This window comes from Citrobacter sp. wls706, from assembly GCF_005281305.1.
Lineage (GTDB): Bacteria > Pseudomonadota > Gammaproteobacteria > Enterobacterales > Enterobacteriaceae > Citrobacter > Citrobacter werkmanii.
On record NZ_SZXG01000010.1, the window covers coordinates 138188 to 158909 of the forward strand.

Annotated in this window: 19 protein-coding genes and 1 tRNA gene; 11 read left to right on the plus strand and 9 right to left on the minus strand. The window is 50.4% G+C overall.

The genetic code is table 11. The annotated features are described in order from the left end of the window. Positions 1-71: 71 nt before the first annotated feature. From rraB to FDW92_RS04330, 3 genes are all read left to right on the plus strand, one after another. Positions 72-497, plus strand: a complete 426-nt coding sequence (gene rraB, locus FDW92_RS04320) for a ribonuclease E inhibitor RraB (protein ID WP_042312689.1) — start codon at positions 72-74, stop codon at positions 495-497. Between the two features lie 51 nt (positions 498-548). After that, the gene (miaE, locus tag FDW92_RS04325) at positions 549-1307 is read left to right on the plus strand and encodes a tRNA isopentenyl-2-thiomethyl-A-37 hydroxylase MiaE (protein ID WP_042312687.1); all 759 of its coding nucleotides are present in this window, start codon (positions 549-551) and stop codon (positions 1305-1307) included. Between the two features lie 168 nt (positions 1308-1475). Continuing rightward, complete coding sequence (locus FDW92_RS04330; protein WP_042312685.1) at positions 1476-2306, plus strand: hypothetical protein; 831 nt, start codon at positions 1476-1478, stop codon at positions 2304-2306. Positions 2307-2332: 26 nt separating this feature from the next. Here FDW92_RS04330 and FDW92_RS04335 read toward each other — a convergent pair whose 3' ends face one another. The 4 genes from FDW92_RS04335 to pepA all read right to left on the minus strand — a co-directional run bounded on the left by FDW92_RS04335 (position 2333) and on the right by pepA (position 7960). Then, on the minus strand, positions 2333-2836 hold the full coding sequence (locus FDW92_RS04335) for a GNAT family N-acetyltransferase (RefSeq protein ID WP_042312683.1): 504 nt from the start codon (positions 2834-2836) through the stop codon (positions 2333-2335). Positions 2837-3005: 169 nt separating this feature from the next. Beyond that, positions 3006-5861, minus strand: a complete 2856-nt coding sequence (locus tag FDW92_RS04340) for a valine--tRNA ligase (protein ID WP_042312681.1) — start codon at positions 5859-5861, stop codon at positions 3006-3008. Next, a complete protein-coding gene (gene holC, locus FDW92_RS04345; protein WP_042312678.1) occupies positions 5861-6304 on the minus strand; it encodes a DNA polymerase III subunit chi in 444 nt (147 codons plus the stop codon). Before holC ends, FDW92_RS04340 begins: the two co-directional genes overlap by 1 nt. Before the next feature lie 144 nt (positions 6305-6448). After that, on the minus strand, positions 6449-7960 hold the full coding sequence (pepA, locus tag FDW92_RS04350) for a leucyl aminopeptidase (protein WP_038636783.1): 1512 nt from the start codon (positions 7958-7960) through the stop codon (positions 6449-6451). A 153-nt stretch (positions 7961-8113) separates the two neighbouring features. On the opposite strand from pepA, the gene FDW92_RS23110 reads away from it, so the two are divergent. From FDW92_RS23110 to lptG, 3 genes are all read left to right on the plus strand, one after another. Continuing rightward, positions 8114-8164 carry a hypothetical protein gene (locus FDW92_RS23110; RefSeq protein ID WP_212723231.1) on the plus strand — a complete coding sequence of 17 codons (51 nt, stop codon included), beginning with the start codon at positions 8114-8116 and terminating at the stop codon, positions 8162-8164. A 62-nt stretch (positions 8165-8226) separates the two neighbouring features. Beyond that, the gene (gene lptF / locus FDW92_RS04355; protein WP_042312675.1) at positions 8227-9327 is read left to right on the plus strand and encodes an LPS export ABC transporter permease LptF; all 1101 of its coding nucleotides are present in this window, start codon (positions 8227-8229) and stop codon (positions 9325-9327) included. Further along, a complete protein-coding gene (gene lptG / locus FDW92_RS04360; protein ID WP_042312673.1) occupies positions 9327-10409 on the plus strand; it encodes an LPS export ABC transporter permease LptG in 1083 nt (360 codons plus the stop codon). Before lptF ends, lptG begins: the two co-directional genes overlap by 1 nt. A 39-nt stretch (positions 10410-10448) precedes the next feature. Here lptG and FDW92_RS04365 read toward each other — a convergent pair whose 3' ends face one another. The 4 genes from FDW92_RS04365 to FDW92_RS04380 form a co-directional block, all read right to left on the minus strand. Next, positions 10449-11951: a helicase HerA-like C-terminal domain-containing protein gene (locus FDW92_RS04365; RefSeq protein WP_042312864.1), complete on the minus strand. Its 1503-nt coding sequence runs from the start codon at positions 11949-11951 to the stop codon at positions 10449-10451. Between the two features lie 136 nt (positions 11952-12087). Beyond that, entirely contained in the window at positions 12088-13107 is a 1020-nt protein-coding gene (locus FDW92_RS04370; protein WP_042312670.1) for an NAD(P)-dependent alcohol dehydrogenase, read from the minus strand. 74 nt (positions 13108-13181) lie between these two features. After that, positions 13182-13763, minus strand: a complete 582-nt coding sequence (locus tag FDW92_RS04375; protein ID WP_042312668.1) for a class I SAM-dependent methyltransferase — start codon at positions 13761-13763, stop codon at positions 13182-13184. Next, positions 13763-14776: an HNH endonuclease gene (locus FDW92_RS04380; RefSeq protein ID WP_042312667.1), complete on the minus strand. Its 1014-nt coding sequence runs from the start codon at positions 14774-14776 to the stop codon at positions 13763-13765. The genes FDW92_RS04375 and FDW92_RS04380 overlap by 1 nt, the downstream gene beginning before the upstream one ends. 289 nt (positions 14777-15065) lie before the next feature. On the opposite strand from FDW92_RS04380, the gene FDW92_RS04385 reads away from it, so the two are divergent. The 5 genes from FDW92_RS04385 (at position 15066) to FDW92_RS04405 (ending at position 20110) form a co-directional block, all read left to right on the plus strand. After that, positions 15066-15150: transfer RNA gene (locus FDW92_RS04385), tRNA-Leu, on the plus strand. Between the two features lie 163 nt (positions 15151-15313). Next, positions 15314-16576, plus strand: a complete 1263-nt coding sequence (locus FDW92_RS04390) for an integrase arm-type DNA-binding domain-containing protein (RefSeq protein WP_042312665.1) — start codon at positions 15314-15316, stop codon at positions 16574-16576. Positions 16577-16710: 134 nt separating this feature from the next. After that, positions 16711-17613, plus strand: a complete 903-nt coding sequence (locus FDW92_RS04395; protein WP_042312662.1) for a hypothetical protein — start codon at positions 16711-16713, stop codon at positions 17611-17613. A gap of 2 nt (positions 17614-17615) precedes the next feature. Beyond that, a complete protein-coding gene (locus FDW92_RS04400) occupies positions 17616-18080 on the plus strand; it encodes a hypothetical protein (RefSeq protein WP_042312659.1) in 465 nt (154 codons plus the stop codon). Next, entirely contained in the window at positions 18077-20110 is a 2034-nt protein-coding gene (locus FDW92_RS04405; protein ID WP_042312657.1) for an ATP-binding protein, read from the plus strand. The genes FDW92_RS04400 and FDW92_RS04405 overlap by 4 nt, the downstream gene beginning before the upstream one ends. A gap of 432 nt (positions 20111-20542) precedes the next feature. On the opposite strand, the gene FDW92_RS04410 is transcribed toward FDW92_RS04405, so the two are convergent. Then, positions 20543-20695, minus strand: a complete 153-nt coding sequence (locus FDW92_RS04410; RefSeq protein WP_227255155.1) for a hypothetical protein — start codon at positions 20693-20695, stop codon at positions 20543-20545. Positions 20696-20722: the final 27 nt, after the last annotated feature.

Genomic DNA, 20722 nt, shown 5'->3' on the forward strand with positions numbered 1-20722 from the left:
TGGAAAGGTGGAGGCAATGACAGCGGTATGTGACAATAAGAGTATCGGCAGGACATTATGAGGAACGAGCCATGGCAAACCCGGAACTACTGGAAGAGCAGCGTGAAGAAACACGCTTGATTATTGAAGAGTTACTCGAAGATGGCAGCGATCCAGACGCGCTGTACACCATTGAGCATCACCTTTCCGCGGACGACTTTGAAACCCTGGAAAAAGCGGCAGTAGAAGCCTTCAAACTGGGTTATGAAGTGACCGAGCCGGAAGAGCTGGAAGTGGAAGAAGGCGACACGGTTATTTGCTGTGACATCCTCAGCGAATGCGCCCTGAATGCCGAACTGATTGACGCGCAGGTTGAGCAACTGATGAACCTGGCTGAAAAATTTGAAGTGGAATACGACGGTTGGGGCACTTATTTTGAAGACCCGAACGGCGAAGAAGGTGAAGACGGCGACGATGAAGACCTCGTCGACGAAGATGATGACGGCGTGCGTCACTAAGTCATCTGCTGACCTGCGGTAGCACAGGCTGCCGCAGGTCAAGGACAACGTATGGATTACCCGCAAATACTCTCCCCGATCCACAACTTCCTGAAATGCAAAACGCCCCAGGCCTGGCTTGATAAAGCGCGAGACCCGGCGAATCTGCCGCTGTTATTGACCGATCACCTCGTCTGCGAACTGAAAGCGGCGCAAACGGCAATGCTGCTGGTGCGTAAGTATGTCGCGGATAAACAGGGATCGCAGGCGCTGTTGGACTGGCTGAAACCCTATGAAGCGTTTGCTTTCAGAGAAGGGGATGAGCCGGATTTTATCGCGCTGAATAAACAGATAAGCAAAAGCGTCATGCCGCAGACCGACGACCCGTGGGGACGAAAGCTTATCGACAGCATGGTGTTGCTGATTAAAGAAGAGCTACATCACTTCTCGCAGGTACGCGAGGCGATGATGAGCCGCAATATTCCTTACATCAAAATTACCGCCAGCCGTTACGCCAAAGGCATGCTCAAAGAGGTACGCACCCACGAGCCGCTGACGCTGATCGACAAGCTGATTTGCGGGGCGTATATCGAAGCCCGCTCCTGTGAACGTTTTGCCGCGCTGGCACCGTATCTGGAGGCTGATTTGCAGGCGTTTTATCTGTCGCTGCTGCGATCCGAGGCGCGGCACTATCAGGATTATCTGGCGCTGGCGCAGCAGGTTTCTGCTGATGATATCAGCGACCGGGTGCGATTTTTTGGCGAAGTCGAAGCCGCGCTGATTACCTCTCCTGACGACGAGTTCCGCTTTCACAGCGGCGTACCGGCTTGATTCTTTCCGTGACGTGCGGTGTTCAATCATCGCGCGTATTACCTCTTCCCCCATTTCCGCTAGCAAAATCTGGTGGCTGGAAATCGCTCGCCGCTGCCGTAATAATCAAAACACACGAAGGGGGAAATATATCCCCTTACCAGAGATTGTTTTGCATAAGGATGGTTAATGAACTGGGCACACGTATGGTTAGCGGGCTATATCGGGGTGGTGATTGCCATCGTCGTTGGCATGTTTCGTAAAAAAGGCTGGCTGGGCAAGATCTCAGGCGCGGTGGTCTTTGTGGTGGCGATTATTGCGTGGAATCTGTTTGATGTGCACTACCTGATCCCACGTGAAAATCCGGATTATGGTCTGACCGAAGAGCAGCAGTTTGAAAAGGCGATGCTCTCTAATCCGGCGTTTCAGGTGATTAAGGAACAGGAGCCCGCGCTGACACAAAAAATTATCAGCCAGGCAGCGCAGATGAAGAAAGCGGGGAGCAGCGAACAGCAGGTTATCGACGCGATACAGCCGCAGATTCTTCAGTTGCAGATGGCACGATTGCAGCAAGCTCCTGATGCCAATGTCATTGAATATATGAAAATTAATCTTGAGCAGATCGCCGCCGTGGCCAAAATAGGTGATGACGAATGCTTCCGCTTTCTGTTTCCGGCAGTGAAAGGGGGGATTAACCCGGCACGTCTGGTTCCGCATGAGATCATGAACCGTCGTATGGCGAGTGATATGAGTATGATGCGTGCTGCCTATGGTCCGAACAAACATACGGTCACGGCAGAAGAGAAACAGCTGGCGTTGCAGGATCTGCAAGCAATAAGTCCTGGACTAGTACAGCGCTATGGACCGGATATTCAAATCATGGCCGATCCGACTAAAGCTGTCGGCAAAGAGAAGATTGCCTGTGAGATAGTGCAGGATCTCTGGTCACAGGTGTTGAAGCTGCCGACCGCGCGTTCGGCCGGCGTGATTCGTCTGATGCTTTCAGCTGAGATGCAGTAAGGTTGCCATAGCCCCTCAGCGTAAGGTCAGAGGGGCTTTAACATCCGTACTTCACAATCCACGTGCCCGGTGCAGCCCAGCGCTTCGCTGATATGCTCAAAGCCTAAATGTTCATACAGGCGAATAGCCTCGGTCAGAAACGCGGTCGTTTCCAGATAGCACTGCTTAAAACCCTGCTCACGGGCGTGATCCAGCGCCATCAGCGCCAACTTTTTCGCCAGCCCCTGGCCGCGTACGCTCGACAGGAAATACATCTTCTGCAGCTCGCAAATGTCCGGCTCGCTACAGCCTAACGGCGCGACGCCGCCGCCGCCCACTACCTGACCATTCTGCTCAACGACCCAATAGGCCGCGCCCGGCTGGCTGTAAACCTGGAACAGCTCATCCAGATTAGGGTCGGCGACGGTATAGCCTTTATCAGCGGTAAGCCCGTATTCGGCGGAAACCTGGCGAATAACGCGGGCGATGGCGGCGTTATCGTCGGCGGTAAGACGACGCAGCGTCGCAAAGGCAGGGGTAGTGACACTCATAGCGAACTCATGACATAAATGTGGAACATATGCAGTTAATACCACTGCGGTGAGGGGAAGCGCAAGCGAGGATAATTCAATAAAAAGCCTCTGAGCGAGGACGCCAGAGGCTTTTTAATCGTCAGTAGTGTCGGATGCGCTACGCTTATCCGACCTACGGGCTCGATGATTACAGCGCGGCGATGACCGCCTGCTGCTCAATCAGCTTCGCTTTCGCTTCTGCGTAACCGTCCAACTTCTCACGCTCTTTGGCGATCACCGCTTCCGGTGCGCGAGCGACGAAACCTTCGTTGGAGAGTTTGCCTTCGATACGGGCAATCTCACCTTCGATTTTCGCCACTTCTTTCGCCAGACGCGCCAGCTCATCTTCTTTGTTGATGAGGCCAGCCATCGGGATCAGCAGTTCAGCTCCGTCGATGATTTTGGTCACGGAAACCGGACCTTTGTCATTGGCAGGCAGCACGGTGATGCTTTCCAGACGCGCCAGGTTCAGCAGGAAGCTGCGGTTGTCGTTCACACGACGCATCGCGTCAGCGCTGCAACCACGCAGCAGCAGCTCCAGCGGTTTACCCGGGGCGATGTTCATTTCCGCACGAATGTTACGCACGGCAACGATCGCCTGCTTCAGCCATTCGGTATCGGCCAACGCGGCTTCATCAACCTGCGCGGCGTTATATTCCGGGAACGGCTGCAGCATAATGGTATCGGCGGTAATACCGCAAATGACCTTCACGCGCTGCCAGATGGTTTCAGTGATGAACGGGATGATTGGGTGCGCCAGGCGCAGCAGACCTTCCAGCACGGTGACCAGCGTATTGCGGGTGCCGCGCAGTTCAGATTCGGAACCCCCGGTCATTACCGGCTTGGTCAGCTCCAGATACCAGTCGCAGAACTGGTTCCAGGTGAACTCGTACAGAATGCCCGCGGCGATATCGAAGCGGAAGTTATCCAGCGCTTCGCGGTACGCTTTCACGGTCTGGTTGAATTCAGCCAGGATCCAGCGGTCAGCCAGCGACAGCGTCATTTCACCGCCGTTGAAGCCGCAATCCTGATCTTCAGTGTTCATCAGCACGAAGCGGCTGGCGTTCCACAGCTTGTTACAGAAGTTACGGTAACCTTCCAGACGCTTCATATCCCAGTTGATATCGCGGCCGGTCGAAGCCAGCGCCGCCAGGGTAAAGCGCAGGGCGTCGGTGCCGTGCGGCTCGATACCGTTCGGGAACTGCTTCTCGGTACGCTTGGCAATCTTCTCAGCCAGCTGCGGCTGCATCATGTTGCCGGTACGTTTTTCCAGCAGCTCCGGCAGGGAGATGCCGTCGACCATATCCAGCGGGTCAATAACGTTACCCTTGGACTTGGACATCTTCTGGCCTTCGTCGTCGCGAATCAGACCGGTCATGTAGACGGTATGGAACGGAACCTGCGGCTTGCCGTTTTCATCTTTGATGAAGTGCATGGTCATCATGATCATGCGGGCAATCCAGAAGAAGATGATGTCGAAGCCGGAAACCATCACGCTGGTTGGGTGGAACTGACGCAGGGCGTCGGTATTTTCCGGCCAGCCGAGGGTGGAGAAGGTCCACAGCGCGGAGGAGAACCAGGTATCGAGAACGTCTTCGTCCTGACGAAGCGCAACGTCGGCGCCGAGGTTATTTTCCTGACGCACTTCGTCTTCGGTACGGCCAACGTAGACGTTGCCGTCGTTGTCGTACCATGCCGGGATACGGTGACCCCACCACAACTGACGAGAGATACACCAGTCCTGAATATCGCGCATCCAGGAGAAGTACATATTTTCGTACTGCTTCGGCACGAACTGAATGCTGCCGTTTTCAACGGCTTCAACCGCCGGTTTCGCCAGCACGTCGGCACGCACGTACCACTGGTCGGTCAGCATCGGTTCGATAACCACGCCGCCACGGTCGCCGTAAGGAACGGTCAGGTCATGCGGTTTAATTTCTTCCAGCAGGCCCAGCGCGTCAACGGCAGCGACGATAGCTTTACGGGCAGCAAAACGTTCCAGCTTCTGGAACTCTGCCGGGATCGCGTTGGAGTAAACGTCAGACTCTTCGCCTTTGGTGTCGTACACTTCCGCGGTTTCGCGGATGTCGCCGTCAAAGGTCAGAATATTGATCATCGGCAGGGCGTGACGTTTCCCGACTTCGTAGTCGTTAAAGTCGTGTGCCGGGGTGATTTTCACGCAGCCGGTGCCTTTTTCCATATCGGCGTGTTCATCGCCAACGATTGGAATACGGCGGTCAACCAGCGGCAGAATAACGAATTTACCGATCAGATCTTTATAACGCGGATCTTCCGGGTTCACGGCCACGCCGGTATCGCCGAGAATGGTTTCCGGACGGGTAGTGGCGACGACCAGATAATCTTTACCATCTGCGGTTTTCGCGCCGTCGGCCAGCGGGTAGCGGATGTGCCACATCGAGCCTTTGGACTCGCGGTTTTCCACTTCCAGGTCAGAGATGGCGGTGCGCAGTTTCGGGTCCCAGTTCACCAGGCGCTTGCCGCGGTAAATCAGGTCTTCTTTGTACAGGCGAACGAAGACTTCTTTCACGGCATTGGAAAGACCTTCGTCCATGGTGAAGCGCTCGCGCTCCCAGTCAACGGAGTTGCCGAGACGGCGCATCTGACGGGTAATGGTGCCGCCGGATTCCGCTTTCCACTGCCAGATTTTGTCGATGAACGCATCGCGACCGTAGTCGTGACGAGTTTTACCTTCTTCAGCGGCAATCTTACGCTCAACCACCATCTGGGTAGCGATACCCGCGTGGTCGGTACCGGCCTGCCACAGAGTGTTTTTGCCCTGCATGCGCTGGTAGCGAATCATGGTGTCCATGATGGTTTGCTGGAAAGCATGACCCATATGCAAACTGCCGGTGACGTTCGGCGGCGGGATCATGATGCAGAAGGACTCTTTGCTTTCATCGCCGTTAGGTTTGAAATAGCCCTGCTTTTCCCAGTGCTCGTAAAGCGGCTGTTCGATATCTTGTGGGTTATATGTCTTTTCCATTATTTCCAGGTTGCCGTATTCAGGTTAAAACCAGCCACGCGGTAAGCTTTGTAGCGATCGCGTGCCGATTGTTTCAAAGAATCTTCGTAAGGGACGAAGTCTATCACTTCTGTGAAAGCGGTGGCAAAATCTGCAAAGCCAACGCGCAAACTGATGAGCAGGTCGCGCGGGCTGCTGTTGCGTTTTTCCGGCCAGGCAATCTCTACCGGTGCGCCGCCTCTGGGACCTTCACCCGCCAGATTATGCGGCACGAAGCTTTCTGCCGGTCTTGCCCACAGGGCTTCATCAAGGCGAAAGGCCTGCTTTTCGTTTTCGCAGGCGATCAGCACGCGCTTGCCAGCACGCCAACGTTCTGCGGCAATTTCACACACCAATTGCTCGACGGCGCTTAAGCCATCAACGGTAGTGTCATTATCCAGAAGATAGAACGTCGCATTCTTCATATATGGGGCTTCTTGTGGTGAATTTAAATACAAGGCCGGGTGACCCGGCCTTATCGCCTGATGGCGACGCTTGCGCGTCTTATCAGGCCTACAGCGTGTTGTTTTGTAGGCCGGATAAGCGTAGAGCCATCCGGCATTTACACATTACTCGTCGCCGTTAAATCCGGCTCGATTAAGCAGGAACTGCGACAGCAGCGCTACCGGACGACCGGTGGCGCCTTTGGCTTTACCGGAACGCCATGCGGTACCCGCGATGTCCAGGTGCGCCCAGTTATATTTACGGGTAAAGCGCGACAGGAAGCAGCCCGCGGTGATAGCCCCACCAGGACGGCCGCCGATGTTAGCCATATCCGCAAAGTTGGACTCCAGTTGTTCCTGGAATTCATCACCCAACGGCAGACGCCACGCGCGGTCGCCCGCCTGCTCAGACGCGCCAATAAGCTCGTGCGCCAGCGGATTGTGGTTCGACATCAGGCCGGTGATGTGATGGCCCAAGGCAATCACGCACGCGCCAGTCAGCGTTGCCACGTCAATGACCGCTTCCGGTTCAAAACGCTCGACGTAGGTTAACACGTCGCACAGCACCAGACGGCCTTCTGCATCGGTGTTCAGCACTTCAACGGTTTGACCAGACATGGTCGTCAGCACATCGCCCGGGCGATACGCGCGACCACCCGGCATGTTTTCACAGCCCGCCAGTACGCCGACGACGTTGATTGGCAACTGTAGCTCTGCCACCATGCGCATCACGCCATACACAGCTGCCGCGCCGCACATATCGTATTTCATCTCATCCATGCCTTCGGCAGGTTTGATGGAGATACCGCCGGAGTCAAAGGTTAACCCTTTACCCACCAACACGATCGGGCGTACGTCTTCGGATTCGACACCTTTATACTCAATCACCGACATCAGCGACTCGTTTTGCGAACCATTGCCGACCGCAAGATAGGAGTGCATGCCCAGCTCTTTCATCTGCTGCTCACCTATGACGCGGGTGACAACATTTTTGCTATAGCTATCAGCCAACTGACGCGCCTGAGAGGCCAGGTAGGCGGCGTTACAGATATTCGGCGGCATGTTGCCGAGATCTTTTGCCGCTTTGATCCCGGCGGCAATCGCCAGGCCGTGCTGAATGGCACGTTCACCGCTGGTCAATTCGCGGCGGGTCGGTACGTTAAAGACCATTTTACGCAGCGGACGACGTGGTTCGCTTTTGTTAGTCTTCAACTGATCAAAGCTGTACAGCGTTTCCTGTGCCGTCTCAACGGCTTGACGTACTTTCCAGTAGTTATTGCGACCTTTAACGTGTAGCTCAGTCAGGAAGCAGACGGCTTCCATTGAGCCTGTATCATTCAGGGTATTTATAGTTTTCTGAATGACCTGCTTATACTGACGTTCATCAAGCTCACGCTCTTTACCACAACCGATGAGGAGAATTCGCTCAGACAGGACGTTAGGAACATGGTGCAGCAACAGGGTTTGACCTGGTTTGCCTTCCAGTTCGCCACGACGCAGCAGTGCGCTGATGTACCCATCGCTGATCTTGTCGAGCTGCTCTGCAATCGGAGAGAGGCGGCGTGGTTCAAAGACGCCCACGACGATGCAGGCACTCCGCTGTTTCTCCGGGCTACCGCTTTTTACACTGAACTCCATGCACTACGCTCCTGAATCTTAAAGACAACGGCGGTGGCTACGGATAGAATTGCAAGCTTTCGTAACTCATTCCCGCTGTTGCGGTGACTTCGTGTTAATCTTAACGTTATTACGGCATTGGCACGTCAGAACAATTTCTGAGAGGTGGATCCGTTGAGTATAATGATCTTAGCGACGATTTCGACGACTCAAGAGAATAAATGACGTTTAAGCCATGAAACAAGCTAAATTCCGGCAAAAGACGGGTTTTTACGGGCGTATTTAAAGTGATAATCATAAGATATCTGGTTCGGGAAACGCTCAAAAGCCAACTTGCGATCCTATTCATCCTGCTTTTGATCTTCTTTTGTCAAAAGTTAGTCAGGATCCTTGGTGCGGCGGTTGACGGTGATATCCCGGCGAATCTGGTGCTCTCGCTGCTGGGGCTGGGCGTGCCAGAAATGGCGCAACTTATCTTGCCCTTAAGCCTGTTCCTCGGGCTGCTGATGACGCTGGGCAAACTGTATACCGAAAGTGAAATTACGGTCATGCACGCCTGTGGGCTGAGCAAGGCTGTGCTCGTGAAAGCGGCGATGGTGCTGGCGTTGTTTACCAGTATTATTGCGGCGGTTAACGTGATGTGGGCCGGACCATGGTCCTCCAGGCATCAGGACGAAGTGCTGGCGGAAGCGAAAGCTAACCCCGGCATGGCCGCGCTTGCTCAGGGGCAATTCCAGCAGGCGACTAACGGCGGTTCGGTGCTGTTTATCGAAAGCGTTGACGGCAGCAACTTCAAAGATGTGTTCCTCGCGCAAATCCGCCCGAAAGGTAATGCCCGTCCTTCGGTGGTGGTGGCTGATTCCGGACATCTTACCCAGATGCGCGATGGCTCCCAGGTCGTGACGCTGAACCAGGGTACGCGCTTTGAAGGGACCGCGCTGCTGCGTGATTTCCGCATCACTGACTTCCAGGATTATCAGGCGATTATTGGCCATCAGGCCGTGGCGCTGGATCCAAACGATACCGACCAGATGGATATGCGTACGCTGTGGACGACCGACAACGATCGTGCCCGCGCGGAGTTGACCTGGCGTATCACGTTAGTATTCACTGTATTTATGATGGCGCTGATGGTCGTACCGCTGAGCGTGGTGAACCCGCGTCAGGGGCGCGTACTGTCGATGCTGCCCGCAATGCTGCTCTATTTGCTGTTCTTCCTGGTCCAGACATCGCTGAAGTCGAACGGCGGCAAAGGTAAGCTGGATCCGGTGTTCTGGATGTGGGCGGTTAACCTGGCGTATCTGGCGCTGGCGATTGTACTTAACCTTTGGGATACGGTGCCGATGCGCCGCTTGCGTGCCCGTTTTATGCGTAAAGGAGCGGTATAATGCAGCCCTTTGGTGTACTTGACCGCTATATCGGTAAAACCATTTTCACCACCATCATGATGACGTTGTTCATGCTGGTGTCGCTCTCCGGGATCATCAAGTTTGTCGACCAGCTGAAAAAAGCCGGGCAGGGGAGCTACGATGCGATGGGCGCCGGGCTGTATACCCTGCTCAGCGCACCAAAAGATATCCAGATTTTCTTCCCGATGGCGGCGCTGCTCGGCGCGTTGTTGGGGCTGGGCATGTTGGCTCAGCGCAGTGAACTGGTGGTGATGCAGGCTTCCGGCTTTACCCGTATGCAGGTGGCGCTGTCGGTGATGAAAACCGCGATTCCGCTGGTGCTGTTGACGATGGCCATCGGTGAATGGGTGGCGCCGCAGGGCGAACAGATGGCGCGTAACTACCGTGCGCAGCAGATGTACGGTGGCTCGCTGCTCTCTACCCAGCAGGGTCTGTGGGCGAAAGATGGTGACAGCTTTGTCTACATCGAGCGGGTGAAAGGCGACGCCGAATTAGGCGGGATTAGCATCTACTCCTTTAACGATAAGCGTCGTTTGCAGTCCGTTCGCTATGCTGCGAGCGCGACGTTTGACCCGGAGCAGAAGGTCTGGCGTCTGTCGCAGGTGGATGAATCTAACCTGACCAATCCAAAGCAAATCACCGGTTCGCAGATGGTTAGCGGGACCTGGAAAACCAACCTTACGCCGGACAAGCTCGGCGTTGTCGCGCTGGACCCTGATGCGCTCTCGATTAGCGGTCTGCATAACTACGTGAAGTACCTGAAGTCGAGCGGCCAGGACGCCGGACGTTACCAGCTCAATATGTGGAGCAAAGTCTTCCAGCCGCTGTCAGTGGCGGTCATGATGCTGATGGCGCTGTCGTTTATCTTTGGCCCGCTGCGTAGCGTCCCGATGGGCGTGCGCGTGGTGACAGGGATTAGCTTCGGTTTTGTGTTCTATGTGCTGGACCAAATCTTTGGCCCATTAACGCTGGTGTACGGCATTCCGCCGATTATCGGCGCGCTGCTGCCTAGCGCCAGCTTCTTCCTGATAAGCCTGTGGCTGATGCTGCGTAAGTCATAATATCCGCCCCTCCCGTAGTGCGGGAGGGGCATTTCACTGCTAGCGTTTTCTGCCGCCCATCAAACTTCCCAACATGCCGCGAATTATCTGATTAGTGACCTGTCGCGCCGCGCTTTTCGCCACGCTCTGTACTACGCCATCGCGCTTACCGCCGCGTGGTCCGGTGCTGCCAAACAGAATATCTTTCAACCCCCCGAGAATACCGCCATCCACGTCGATCGCTTTACCGTTGGCGGGAGGCGTATTTTGCTGCTCGGTGCTGGCCTGTACGCCTTGCTGTAAACGCTCATAGGCGGACTCACGGTCGACCTCTTCCTCATATTTTCCGTACAACGAGGAGTGATTAATCAGCCCGTTGCGCTCGTCGTCGGTTACCGGTCCCATGCGCGAGCACGGCGCAATCACCATCGCCCGTTCCACCACTGACGGGCTACCTTTGGCATCAAGGAAGGAAATTAGCGCTTCGCCGGTGCCCAGCTCCTGAATGGCTTTTTCAGTATCAAAGGCTGGGTTGGCGCGCATAGTTTGCGCTGCGGTTTTCACCGCTTTCTGATCTTTCGGCGTGAAGGCGCGCAGGGCATGTTGCACGCGGTTCCCCAACTGGCCGAGTACGTTGTCCGGAATATCGGACGGGTTTTGCGAAACGAACCACACGCCGACCCCTTTCGAGCGGATCAGGCGGATCACCTGTTCAATTTTATCCAGCAGCACCTGCGGAGCGTCGTTGAACAGCAGGTGGGCTTCATCGAAGAAGAACACCAGCTTCGGTTTTTCCAGATCGCCGGCTTCCGGTAATTGTTCATACAGCTCGGAGAGCATCCACAACAGGCTGGCGGCGTACAGTTTGGGCATCTGGTACAGCTTTTCGGCGCTGAGGATGTTGATCATCCCTTTACCGCTGGCATCGGTTCGCATCCAGTCTTTGATATCCAGCATCGGCTCGCCAAAGAAGTGCGCCGCTCCCTGTTGTTCCAGTGACAACAGTCCGCGCTGGATAGCGCCCACCGAGGCGCTACTGATGTTGCCGTACTGGTTCTGGAACGATTTAGCGTTATCGCCGATGTACTGCGTAATGGCCCGCAGATCTTTGAAATCCAGCAGCAACAGACCCTGGTCATCGGCAATACGGAAGATAATATCCAGCACGCCGGACTGCACATCGTTGAGGTTCAGCAGACGCGCCAGCAGCAGCGGCCCGAGGTCAGACACCGTGGCCCGCACCGGGTGGCCTTTTTCGCCGAAGATATCCCACACCGTGACCGGATTAGCATGCGGTTGCCAGTCGGTAATGCCGATGTTTTTCAGGCGGGCGAGCAGCTTTTCAGAGGCTTGTCCTTCCTGCGCTACGCCGGTTAAGTCACCTTTTACGTCAGCCATAAATACCGGCACGCCAATCTCAGACAGCGATTCGGCCAGTTTCTGTAGCGTGACGGTTTTACCGGTCCCGGTCGCGCCGGTAATCAGCCCGTGACGGTTGGCCATGCCTGGGAGTAATAACAGTTCGGTGTCCGGCGTGCGGGCGATTAGCAGGGGTGCGCTCATTGAGATTTCCTCCATTTATCCTGCCTGGAGTATAGGCAACCGTGACGCACTCTTCACCGCTAAATTGCGGAGATTGCGAGGAGAATTCCAAAGTGGCGGGAATAACCGGGAGGTTTACTCCCCCCGGCAGAGATAATCAGAAGTCGGCTTTCAGCACCACGCGGTAGCGGGCCTTGCCGTCGCGCACGTGCTGGATAGCTTCGTTAATTTTCGACATTGGGTACAGTTCGGTGGTCGGCGATACCTTGCTGCGCCCGGCGAACTTCATCAGCTTGCGCAGTTCGAACGGCGTACCTGTCGCCGAACCAGAGATGCTGCGATCGCCGGCTATCAAAGTGAACGCCGGCACCGGCAGCGGCTTCAGCACCGCGCCGACGGTATGGAAGTTACCGCCGTAGGCCAGCGCTTCAAAATAGGGCTGCCAGTCGAGGTCGACGTTAACCGTGTTAATGATGAGATCGAACTGGCCTGCCAGCGCTTTTAGCGCATCCGGATCGCGGCTGTTGACCACCTTATCCGCTCCCATCGCCAGCACCTCCTGCTCTTTCGCTGGATTGGAGCTGAACGCGGTCACCTCGCAACCCATCGCGTGTAACAGCTTAATGGCGATATGCCCCAGGCCGCCGATGCCGATCACGCCGACGCGGCTGGTGGCAGTGATGTGGTGCATCAGTAGCGGTTTGAACACCGTGATACCGCCGCACAGCAATGGGCCCGCTGCCGCCAGATCGATGCTCTCCGGCAGCGGGATCACCCACTGCCAGTCGGCCCGCAGCTTCTCGGCAAAGCCACCGCGATTAAGAATCGTGGGAACGGAACCTGCCAGGCAGTTAATCTGATTACCGCTGATACAGGCGTCGCAATGCCCGCAACTGCGTGCCGTCCAGCCAACGCCGACGCGCTGACCAACTTTCAGACCCTTATCCTGCGCCCCGCTGCCGAGCGCCGTCACGCGACCAATCACCTCATGCCCGGCAACCAGCGGATACTGAGAGAATCCCCATTCGTTGTCGATCATCGACAAATCAGAATGGCAGATACCGCAGTAATCGACCTGCACTTCGACATCTTCCGGCTTAAGCTCACCCGCATCATATTCATAGAGTTCGAGTTCGCTGCCCGCCGCTTTTGCGGCGTAGCTTTTTATCATCGACATCGTGTTTCCCTCAGTGTGGTGTTGAACTGGAAGTGTAGAGTATGGGGAAACGGGACGCTTCGCAGAAGGGGGGATTAAGGCTTTTTCTGCAGCAGCGCATTGAGCCACATTTCGTCACGGTCGGGACGCTTATCGCGCGTTGTCCAACTGCTGAGTAGCGTGATATCCGTCAGCGGTGCAATCAGCTTTTCCAGCCTTTGCTCGGTGAGATCGGTAAAGTGGCGGCCGTCTTTCACTCGTTCAGTTTCACCGTATTTGAACGACACATACCAGGTACCGCCCTTTTTAAGCGCATGGGCGAGTTTGCTCATTACGCTCGGTAACTCTTCGGCACTTACATGCAGCAACGACGCGCAGCACCAGATACCATCATAGTGTTCAATATCGGCGATATCGTTGAATGTCATCTGTCTGACGCGCAGCCCAGCATGCTGGCTGGCAAGGTTAACCATTTCCGATGAGGCGTCGAAAGCCTCGACCCTATACCCCTTCTCAAGAAATGCTTTGCTGTCGCGCCCCGAGCCGCAACCCGCATCCAGAATACGCCCGCCTTCTGCGATGCGTTGCAGAAAAGGTTGATAAAGCGACTCCATATCGACATTAACCGTCGAGCTGAAAAAATCTTGCGCATGGCGCTGGTAATATTCAAGGGTCATCAGAATGTATCCGTTCCTTGTGCAATGGGTTCCCACTGGTGAAAGAGTATTTTAATCGCCTCGTTCCAGCTGTCGTTCAAAAATGTGTTTCTCTGCGCCTGGGTTGCACCGGTCTGGCGAATCAACGTTTCGCGCAGCGGAAAATGGCTGTTAATGAAGTATTCATTTCGGTCCCGTAGGCGCTGGAGTAGCCTGGTCGAAGGAAGTTGGGCAAATTTACCTTTCCCACCACGGTTACACTCCTTGCAGGCGAGGACCAGATTCCAGACGCCATCGATATTCGCCACCTGTCCCCGTGCTTTCCACGGAATAAAATGATCAACATCAGCGAAAGTGTCATCGCCAGCTTGCAGGCTGATGGGGGCAAAACAGTAGAAGCAGCGCCCCTTCTGATAACCATTCAGGCTATCCCGACAACTGGAGATCGCCACCCGTCGATAGCTGTTCCTGCTAAACAACATTTGGTCATCGTCGTCATATTCAATGTTAATCAGGTGGCTGGAGATATTCATTGCCCAGCCCTGCTCGACCAGGTTCCAGCGTGCGTCAGTTTCAAAACTGAAGTTTCGGTATTGCAGGCGTTCACCCAGGTTGTAAAAGTTATCCGTCATCCGGATGCCTTTATGCGTTTTGCGCTCATCGATAAAAAAGCGTTTCTCAATCTCACCCTGATTCACATTGTGAAAGGCATCGAGCACGTTGTTAAACCCCTGGCGGACGGTGATGGCGGTGAGTTCATCGCGTGTAATTTCACCGTTATTAAATTGCGTACAGGCGGCAATAAATTGGCTGCTGCGTGAAGTGATCTGCTTTGGTGCGTGTTTTAGATGACGGCATAAATGGCCGCTGAATGGTATGGCCAGATCCTCAAGCGCGATCAGATCGCTGCCGTCAGGTTTGAGATCGTACAACGCGTGGGCGAGGGCAAACTTGTAGGAAGCCACATTTTTGCCGAAAAGGATAATCCCGCGCCAGTAGTTCTCCAGCGTGGGTTCAACCTGATAGAAACGCATAACGGTGTCCTGAGCGCGGTGAGTAACCGCTATTACGTGATTCAGTAACGATATCTCATAGTAAACGGCAGCAAATGTAAACCGAGCGGGTCACGTTGCATTTTTTTGCGAGGTAAATTCCGGAAAAATTCAGGTAAGAGATGAGAATAGCTGGAGCAAGGAGGGAGCGTGGGCGATCGAAGCGCAATGACGCTGTTTTTTTCAACACTTAGCGAGACTATCGCGTGCTGGTGCTTGCATGGTGGCGCATGACAGGTATAATCCAAAACGTTTTCCGCATCCCTTCCGTGCCGGAGTGGCGAAATCGGTAGACGCAGTTGATTCAAAATCAACCGTAGAAATACGTGCCGGTTCGAGTCCGGCCTTCGGCACCATTAGTACTTCCAAGACCATCCGAGAAAGTCCAAATATCCCTTTAAAATCAATGCTTGCAGCGGTTTTTACGTCCTGCGTCGTCCGAGGTTGTCCGTTGAAATCCGGATGTCATTGGGGGCATAATTGGGGGCATCTTAACTTCGATTAGAAATGTGCCCCCAAATGAAGCTCAACGCCAGACAGGTCGAGACCGCAAAGCCAAAAGACAAAACCTACAAAATGGCCGATGGTGGCGGTTTGTATCTTGAGGTTTCGGCCAAAGGTTCCAAATATTGGCGCATGAAATACAGACGTCCCTCTGACAAAAAAGAGGATCGCCTCGCTTTTGGTGTTTGGCCTGCTGTGACGCTTGCTCAGGCAAGAGCAAAACGCGATGAAGCTAAAAAGCTTTTAGTACAGGGCATAGACCCAAAAGTCGAACAGAAAGAAGCTCAGGCCGAGAATTCGGGGGCATATACTTTTGAAACTATCGCCCGAGAATGGCATGCCAGTAACAAGCGCTGGAGTGAAGACCATCGATCGCGCGTTCTTCGCTATCTTGAGCTTTATATCTTCCCTCATATCGGTTCGTCTGACATTCGGCAGCTTAAAACCAGCCACCTGTTAGCCCCGATTAAAAAAGTTGATGCTAGTGGCAAACACGATGTCGCTCAGCGCCTGCAACAGCGTGTCACGGCCATTATGCGTTATGCCGTACAGAACGATTACATCTACTCAAATCCAGCCAGCGATATGGCCGGTGCGCTATCGACAACCAAAGCGCGACATTACCCTGCTTTACCTTCTAGCCGGTTCCCTGAGTTTCTTGCACGTCTTGCTGCATATCATGGCCGTGTAATGACACGGATTGCGGTCGAGCTTTCCTTGCTAACTTTTGTGCGTTCCAGTGAATTACGTTTCGCGCGTTGGGATGAATTCGACTTCGATAAATCTCTTTGGCGTATACCTGCAAAGCGAGAAGAAATTAAAGGCGTGCGTTATTCGTACCGAGGCATGAAGATGAAAGAGGAACATATTGTTCCGCTTAGTCGGCAGGCGATGATTTTATTAAACCAGTTAAAGCAGATTAGTGGTGATAAAGAGCTGCTTTTTCCGGGGGATCATGACGCAACTAAGGTTATGAGTGAAAACACGGTAAACAGCGCATTGCGTGCGATGGGCTATGATACGAAAACCGAGGTGTGTGGGCATGGGTTTAGGACTATGGCGCGTGGTGCGTTGGGGGAGTCGGGGTTATGGAGTGATGACGCGATAGAGAGGCAACTGAGCCACTCAGAGCGTAATAATGTACGTGCGGCATATATCCATACCTCCGAGCATTTGGATGAGCGTCGATTGATGGTGCAGTGGTGGGCTGATTATCTTGATACCAATAAATTGATGCCTGTTACACCTTTTGATTTTGCAAAGTTAAAAAAGCATTAAGTTTTACATATGTTGGAACAAAATATAATGTGCTCTAACGTGATGATTTAAGAGTGTTTTATTAATTTGTTTTTTGTATTGTGCTAATGATTTTTTTAAATTAAGTCTTTAATTCAATTCAGATTGGCGCTTTTATGGAAATATCAAGAAATAAAGTATGGGAAGCTAAAGAGTGGGAAGGCCATGTAAATGATCTTTTACGACTTAAGGTTGGAGAGGAAAATTACATTCCAATACCTGATTATCATAATGGTGATGCAGGCATTGAGGGATATTGCACTCAGGGTTTTGCATTTCAGTCTTATTGTCCTGATGAAGCATGTACAGTTGATAAGTTGTATGAAAAACAAAGGGATAAAATGACGGCCGATATCGGGAAGTTTATCTTAGATAAAAAAGGATATTTAAAAAACATTTTACATAATACCAAAATAAGACGCTGGATTTTAGTTGTTCCTAGACATCAGTCAAAACATTTAAATGTACATGCTACAAAAAAAGAAAGTGAGGTTCTGACTGCTAATTTGCCCTATGTCGATAATGAAGATTTTAAAATATTAATTTGGGATCGTGATAATTTTAAAAAAGAAGAAAACGAGCTGATCTCTAGTGGCTTACGACTTTTAAAATTAGACCTGCCAGTGGTTGAAATGTCTGATATCGATGACTTAAAGGATAATAGCAGTGAGTTTGTCGATAATATCTCTCGTAAGCTTAGAAAGATTAGGGATGATGATAAACAAGTTCAAGTCGCATCAACCATGCTATTAAAAAATATTGTAATGTATAAAAATGCCATGACCGATCTTAAGGACAACTATCCTACGTTACATGAGAAAATAACAAATGGGATTCTTGATCGTGAGCAGGATTTATCACTGGCTTTTTTTGATAATGAAACGCTTACTCCTAATCAACAAATAGAAATTTTAAATAATAAGCTTAAAGAATCTAGCCGACTTCATCAAGATAATCTAAAATGTATTTCCACTGGAGTTGTTGGTGATTGGATAATGCGTTGCAATTTGGATTTCTAACTATGGATATTTTAAAAGAAACCCCTAGTAAAATGACTTTTAATTCCTCAGGGTCTCCAGTTGAACCGGAATTAAGACCTATTTGGCGAATATCGTTACTCGCCATTATTTTAAATAAATTATGTCGTGGCTCCTCTGCAAGTTTAAAAAAAATTCAGGTTATATATTCTTTAATAGCATCGAATGACAAAAGAACTCGCTATCTTTCTGAAGGAGCTAATGCGGATATTAACATCCGTTTTGACCCGCTTTTAGATAAGGCTATATCGCTTGGATTAGCAGAAGGATTATTTTCTCTAGATTCAGCAAAGAGTGTTGTACTGACTCAAAAAGGGCTGTTGTTATCTAACATGATTTATAAAGATGCAACATTGTTTGTTTATGAGAAGGAATTCATTGAACACTATAATAAATCCGAGTTTTCAGATAAAAATATCGATCAAATATTATATAAGGGAATAATATGAGCAAGCTTAAAATTGAACGCTTGATAATTAGAACGAAAACAAATGATGGTGTATACGGAGCAGATCTCACATTTGATTATGGTTTAAACATCATTAGTGCTGAAAACTCTTCAGGTAAGTCAACGTGTATACAGTCTATAATCTTCGCTTTAGGTTTGGAAGGGATTTTAGGTCCATCAAGGAGCAATCCATTAAAATCTGCGTTAACAACTAAATTGAGAGATTATCATGATAATGAAATACCAGTAAGCGAATCGAAAATCTATCTCCAAATTTCTAATGAAAGTGAAAAGACTATAACTATTTTAAGAAAAAGCGATAGTGAAGCTTCCAAGATAGTTACAGTATTTGAAGATAAATTTGACGAAATAAATGACCAGAAATTTACTGATTATTTTTTGAAAGATCCTGGCTCTGCTCAGCGTGAGAAAGGGTTTCATTATTTTTTATGCAATTATCTTAATGTTAAGTTACCTCAAGTTATCAAGTATGATGGGACGAAGTGCCCATTATATATTGAGTCAATATTTACTGTGAATTATGTTGAACAGACAAGAGGGTGGGGAGGTATATTAAATATCACTCCTACTTACCTTGGCATAAAGGATTTGTCGCAAAATATCCTTGAGTATACTCTTGATCTGGATGTTCGTGAAATTAGAAGGAAGAGAGAAGTTTGTTTGGATGACAAGAAAAATCAAGAAACAAAATGGTTTAATACTCTTACTGATTTAGAGTCTAATGCGAAGGCTTATGGATTCTTTGTTTCATCAAGAATACCGGAGAAAATTACTACAAAATCAGAAGTGTATCAAGATAGCGATCTTTACACACTAGACGAAAAAAATCATGATATACCATTGCCTCAGCATATACTCACGCATGAAGCTGAATTAGAAACTGTCAGAGAAACATTAAAATACGGATATAGCTTTAATGATGAATCATTGGATGCGGTTCTAGATAACCTAAAAGCAAATTTGGTCAATCATGAAAATGCTCTTTCATTACTGATATCCGATATTGAAGCAAATAAAACATACATTAATTCAATTAATAAAAGTTTGAATGATACTAAGGAAAGCTTGAGAAAATATAGGGATATCGAAAAACTGAAATTGTTAGGTTCCCAAGAAAAAATTTCTTTTGTTGAAGGTAATTGCCCAACATGCGGTCAACTTATAGAAGATACGCTATTGCCAGCTACATTAGATGGGAAAATATTAACTATTGAAGATAATGTAAAATACCTAGAAAAAACTTTAGCTGTGTTTGAAAGTCTAGCTAAAAGTGAAAAGTTGAAGTTTGAACGAAAAGAAGTGGCTTTAAATTTTGCTAATGCTAAAGTCAGGGATTTACGTTCTCAAATTAAAGATATTCAGCGCAGTATATCAGCGCCGGTAGATGCAGAGCTTCGGGAGTTGATAAGAAAAGAAGTGAAGCTAGAAAAGGATATTGACAGTTTACATGCTCTTTCTAGTTTTGAGCTAAATAAAAAAGACACCCTTCGTGCGGTTCTTTCAGATTGGAGAGAATGTAATAACAAATTGGCAGCACTTCCTTATGATGGTTTTACATATAATGACAAAGCCAAGATAAGACTCTTGAGAGATTCGTTTAAGTCAAACTTACATGATTTTGGGTACAAAAGTACACCAATAGATGATTTTGATTTGTCATTTAATACTTATAAACCTACCGTTGACAGCATAGATATTGGCTCAGAAGCATCTGCTAGTGATAACATTAGGGTAATTTGGTCATATTTGTATTCACTGCTGATGCTGGATGTTAATTCAAATGGCATATCGACCAATCATTTGGGGCTGCTAATTATGGATGAACCAAGACAACAAGAAACTAAAGATGTTAGCTTCAAAATATTTATTAAGAAAGCTTCAGGTTCTTACCTACATAAAAAACAAATAATTATGGGGACTAGTGAGAAATATGATGACTTGATGGCCATGCTAAATGGTCTGAATGTCAATTTATTACACTTTGACAATAACATTATTCGTAAGCAGTGAGCATATAGTAAATCATGAGTATTTACTGCTATTGCATATTACTAGGGTGAGAAATTAGGGGGGGCTTACAGTTTTATGTGAGCTCCCCATATTCTTTCATTATCATAGTGATTATTATCATCCTAATGGTGGTTCATTTGAAGATGATAACCCGCTTGGCATGTACAGAGGCTAAATATCTTTGGCTGCATTAATTTTAGTCGCTTACGTAAATATATTGGTAATTAATATTTGCGCACAATGCTCTCCCCGCCACGCCTGCCCGCTTAAGAGGTCGCTTTTAATGCAGGTGCATGAACCGGCTCAGGCCGCGCCGGTACTGGCGTGGTGGGGAAAATAAAATACGGGGATTTGCATGCAAAACCATGCACCTTATGAATGCATGGCTTTTTTCGGGAAAAATAGCGGAATTTTCGGGGATTTTTTCGCGTGCTACCGTGCGGCCTCCGGTTCAGAACGGGTGCAGATCAGCTCCCGTTCTTTCAGCACCATTTCAGCCCGCGGCAGTGCTGACTTGCTGCTCATCCAGTCCGATTTAATCTTCTGACAGGTTTCAAAGGCCTGTTTCAGTAGTGCTCGTGCCATTGTCTTTTCTTCTCTGAAAGAGTACGG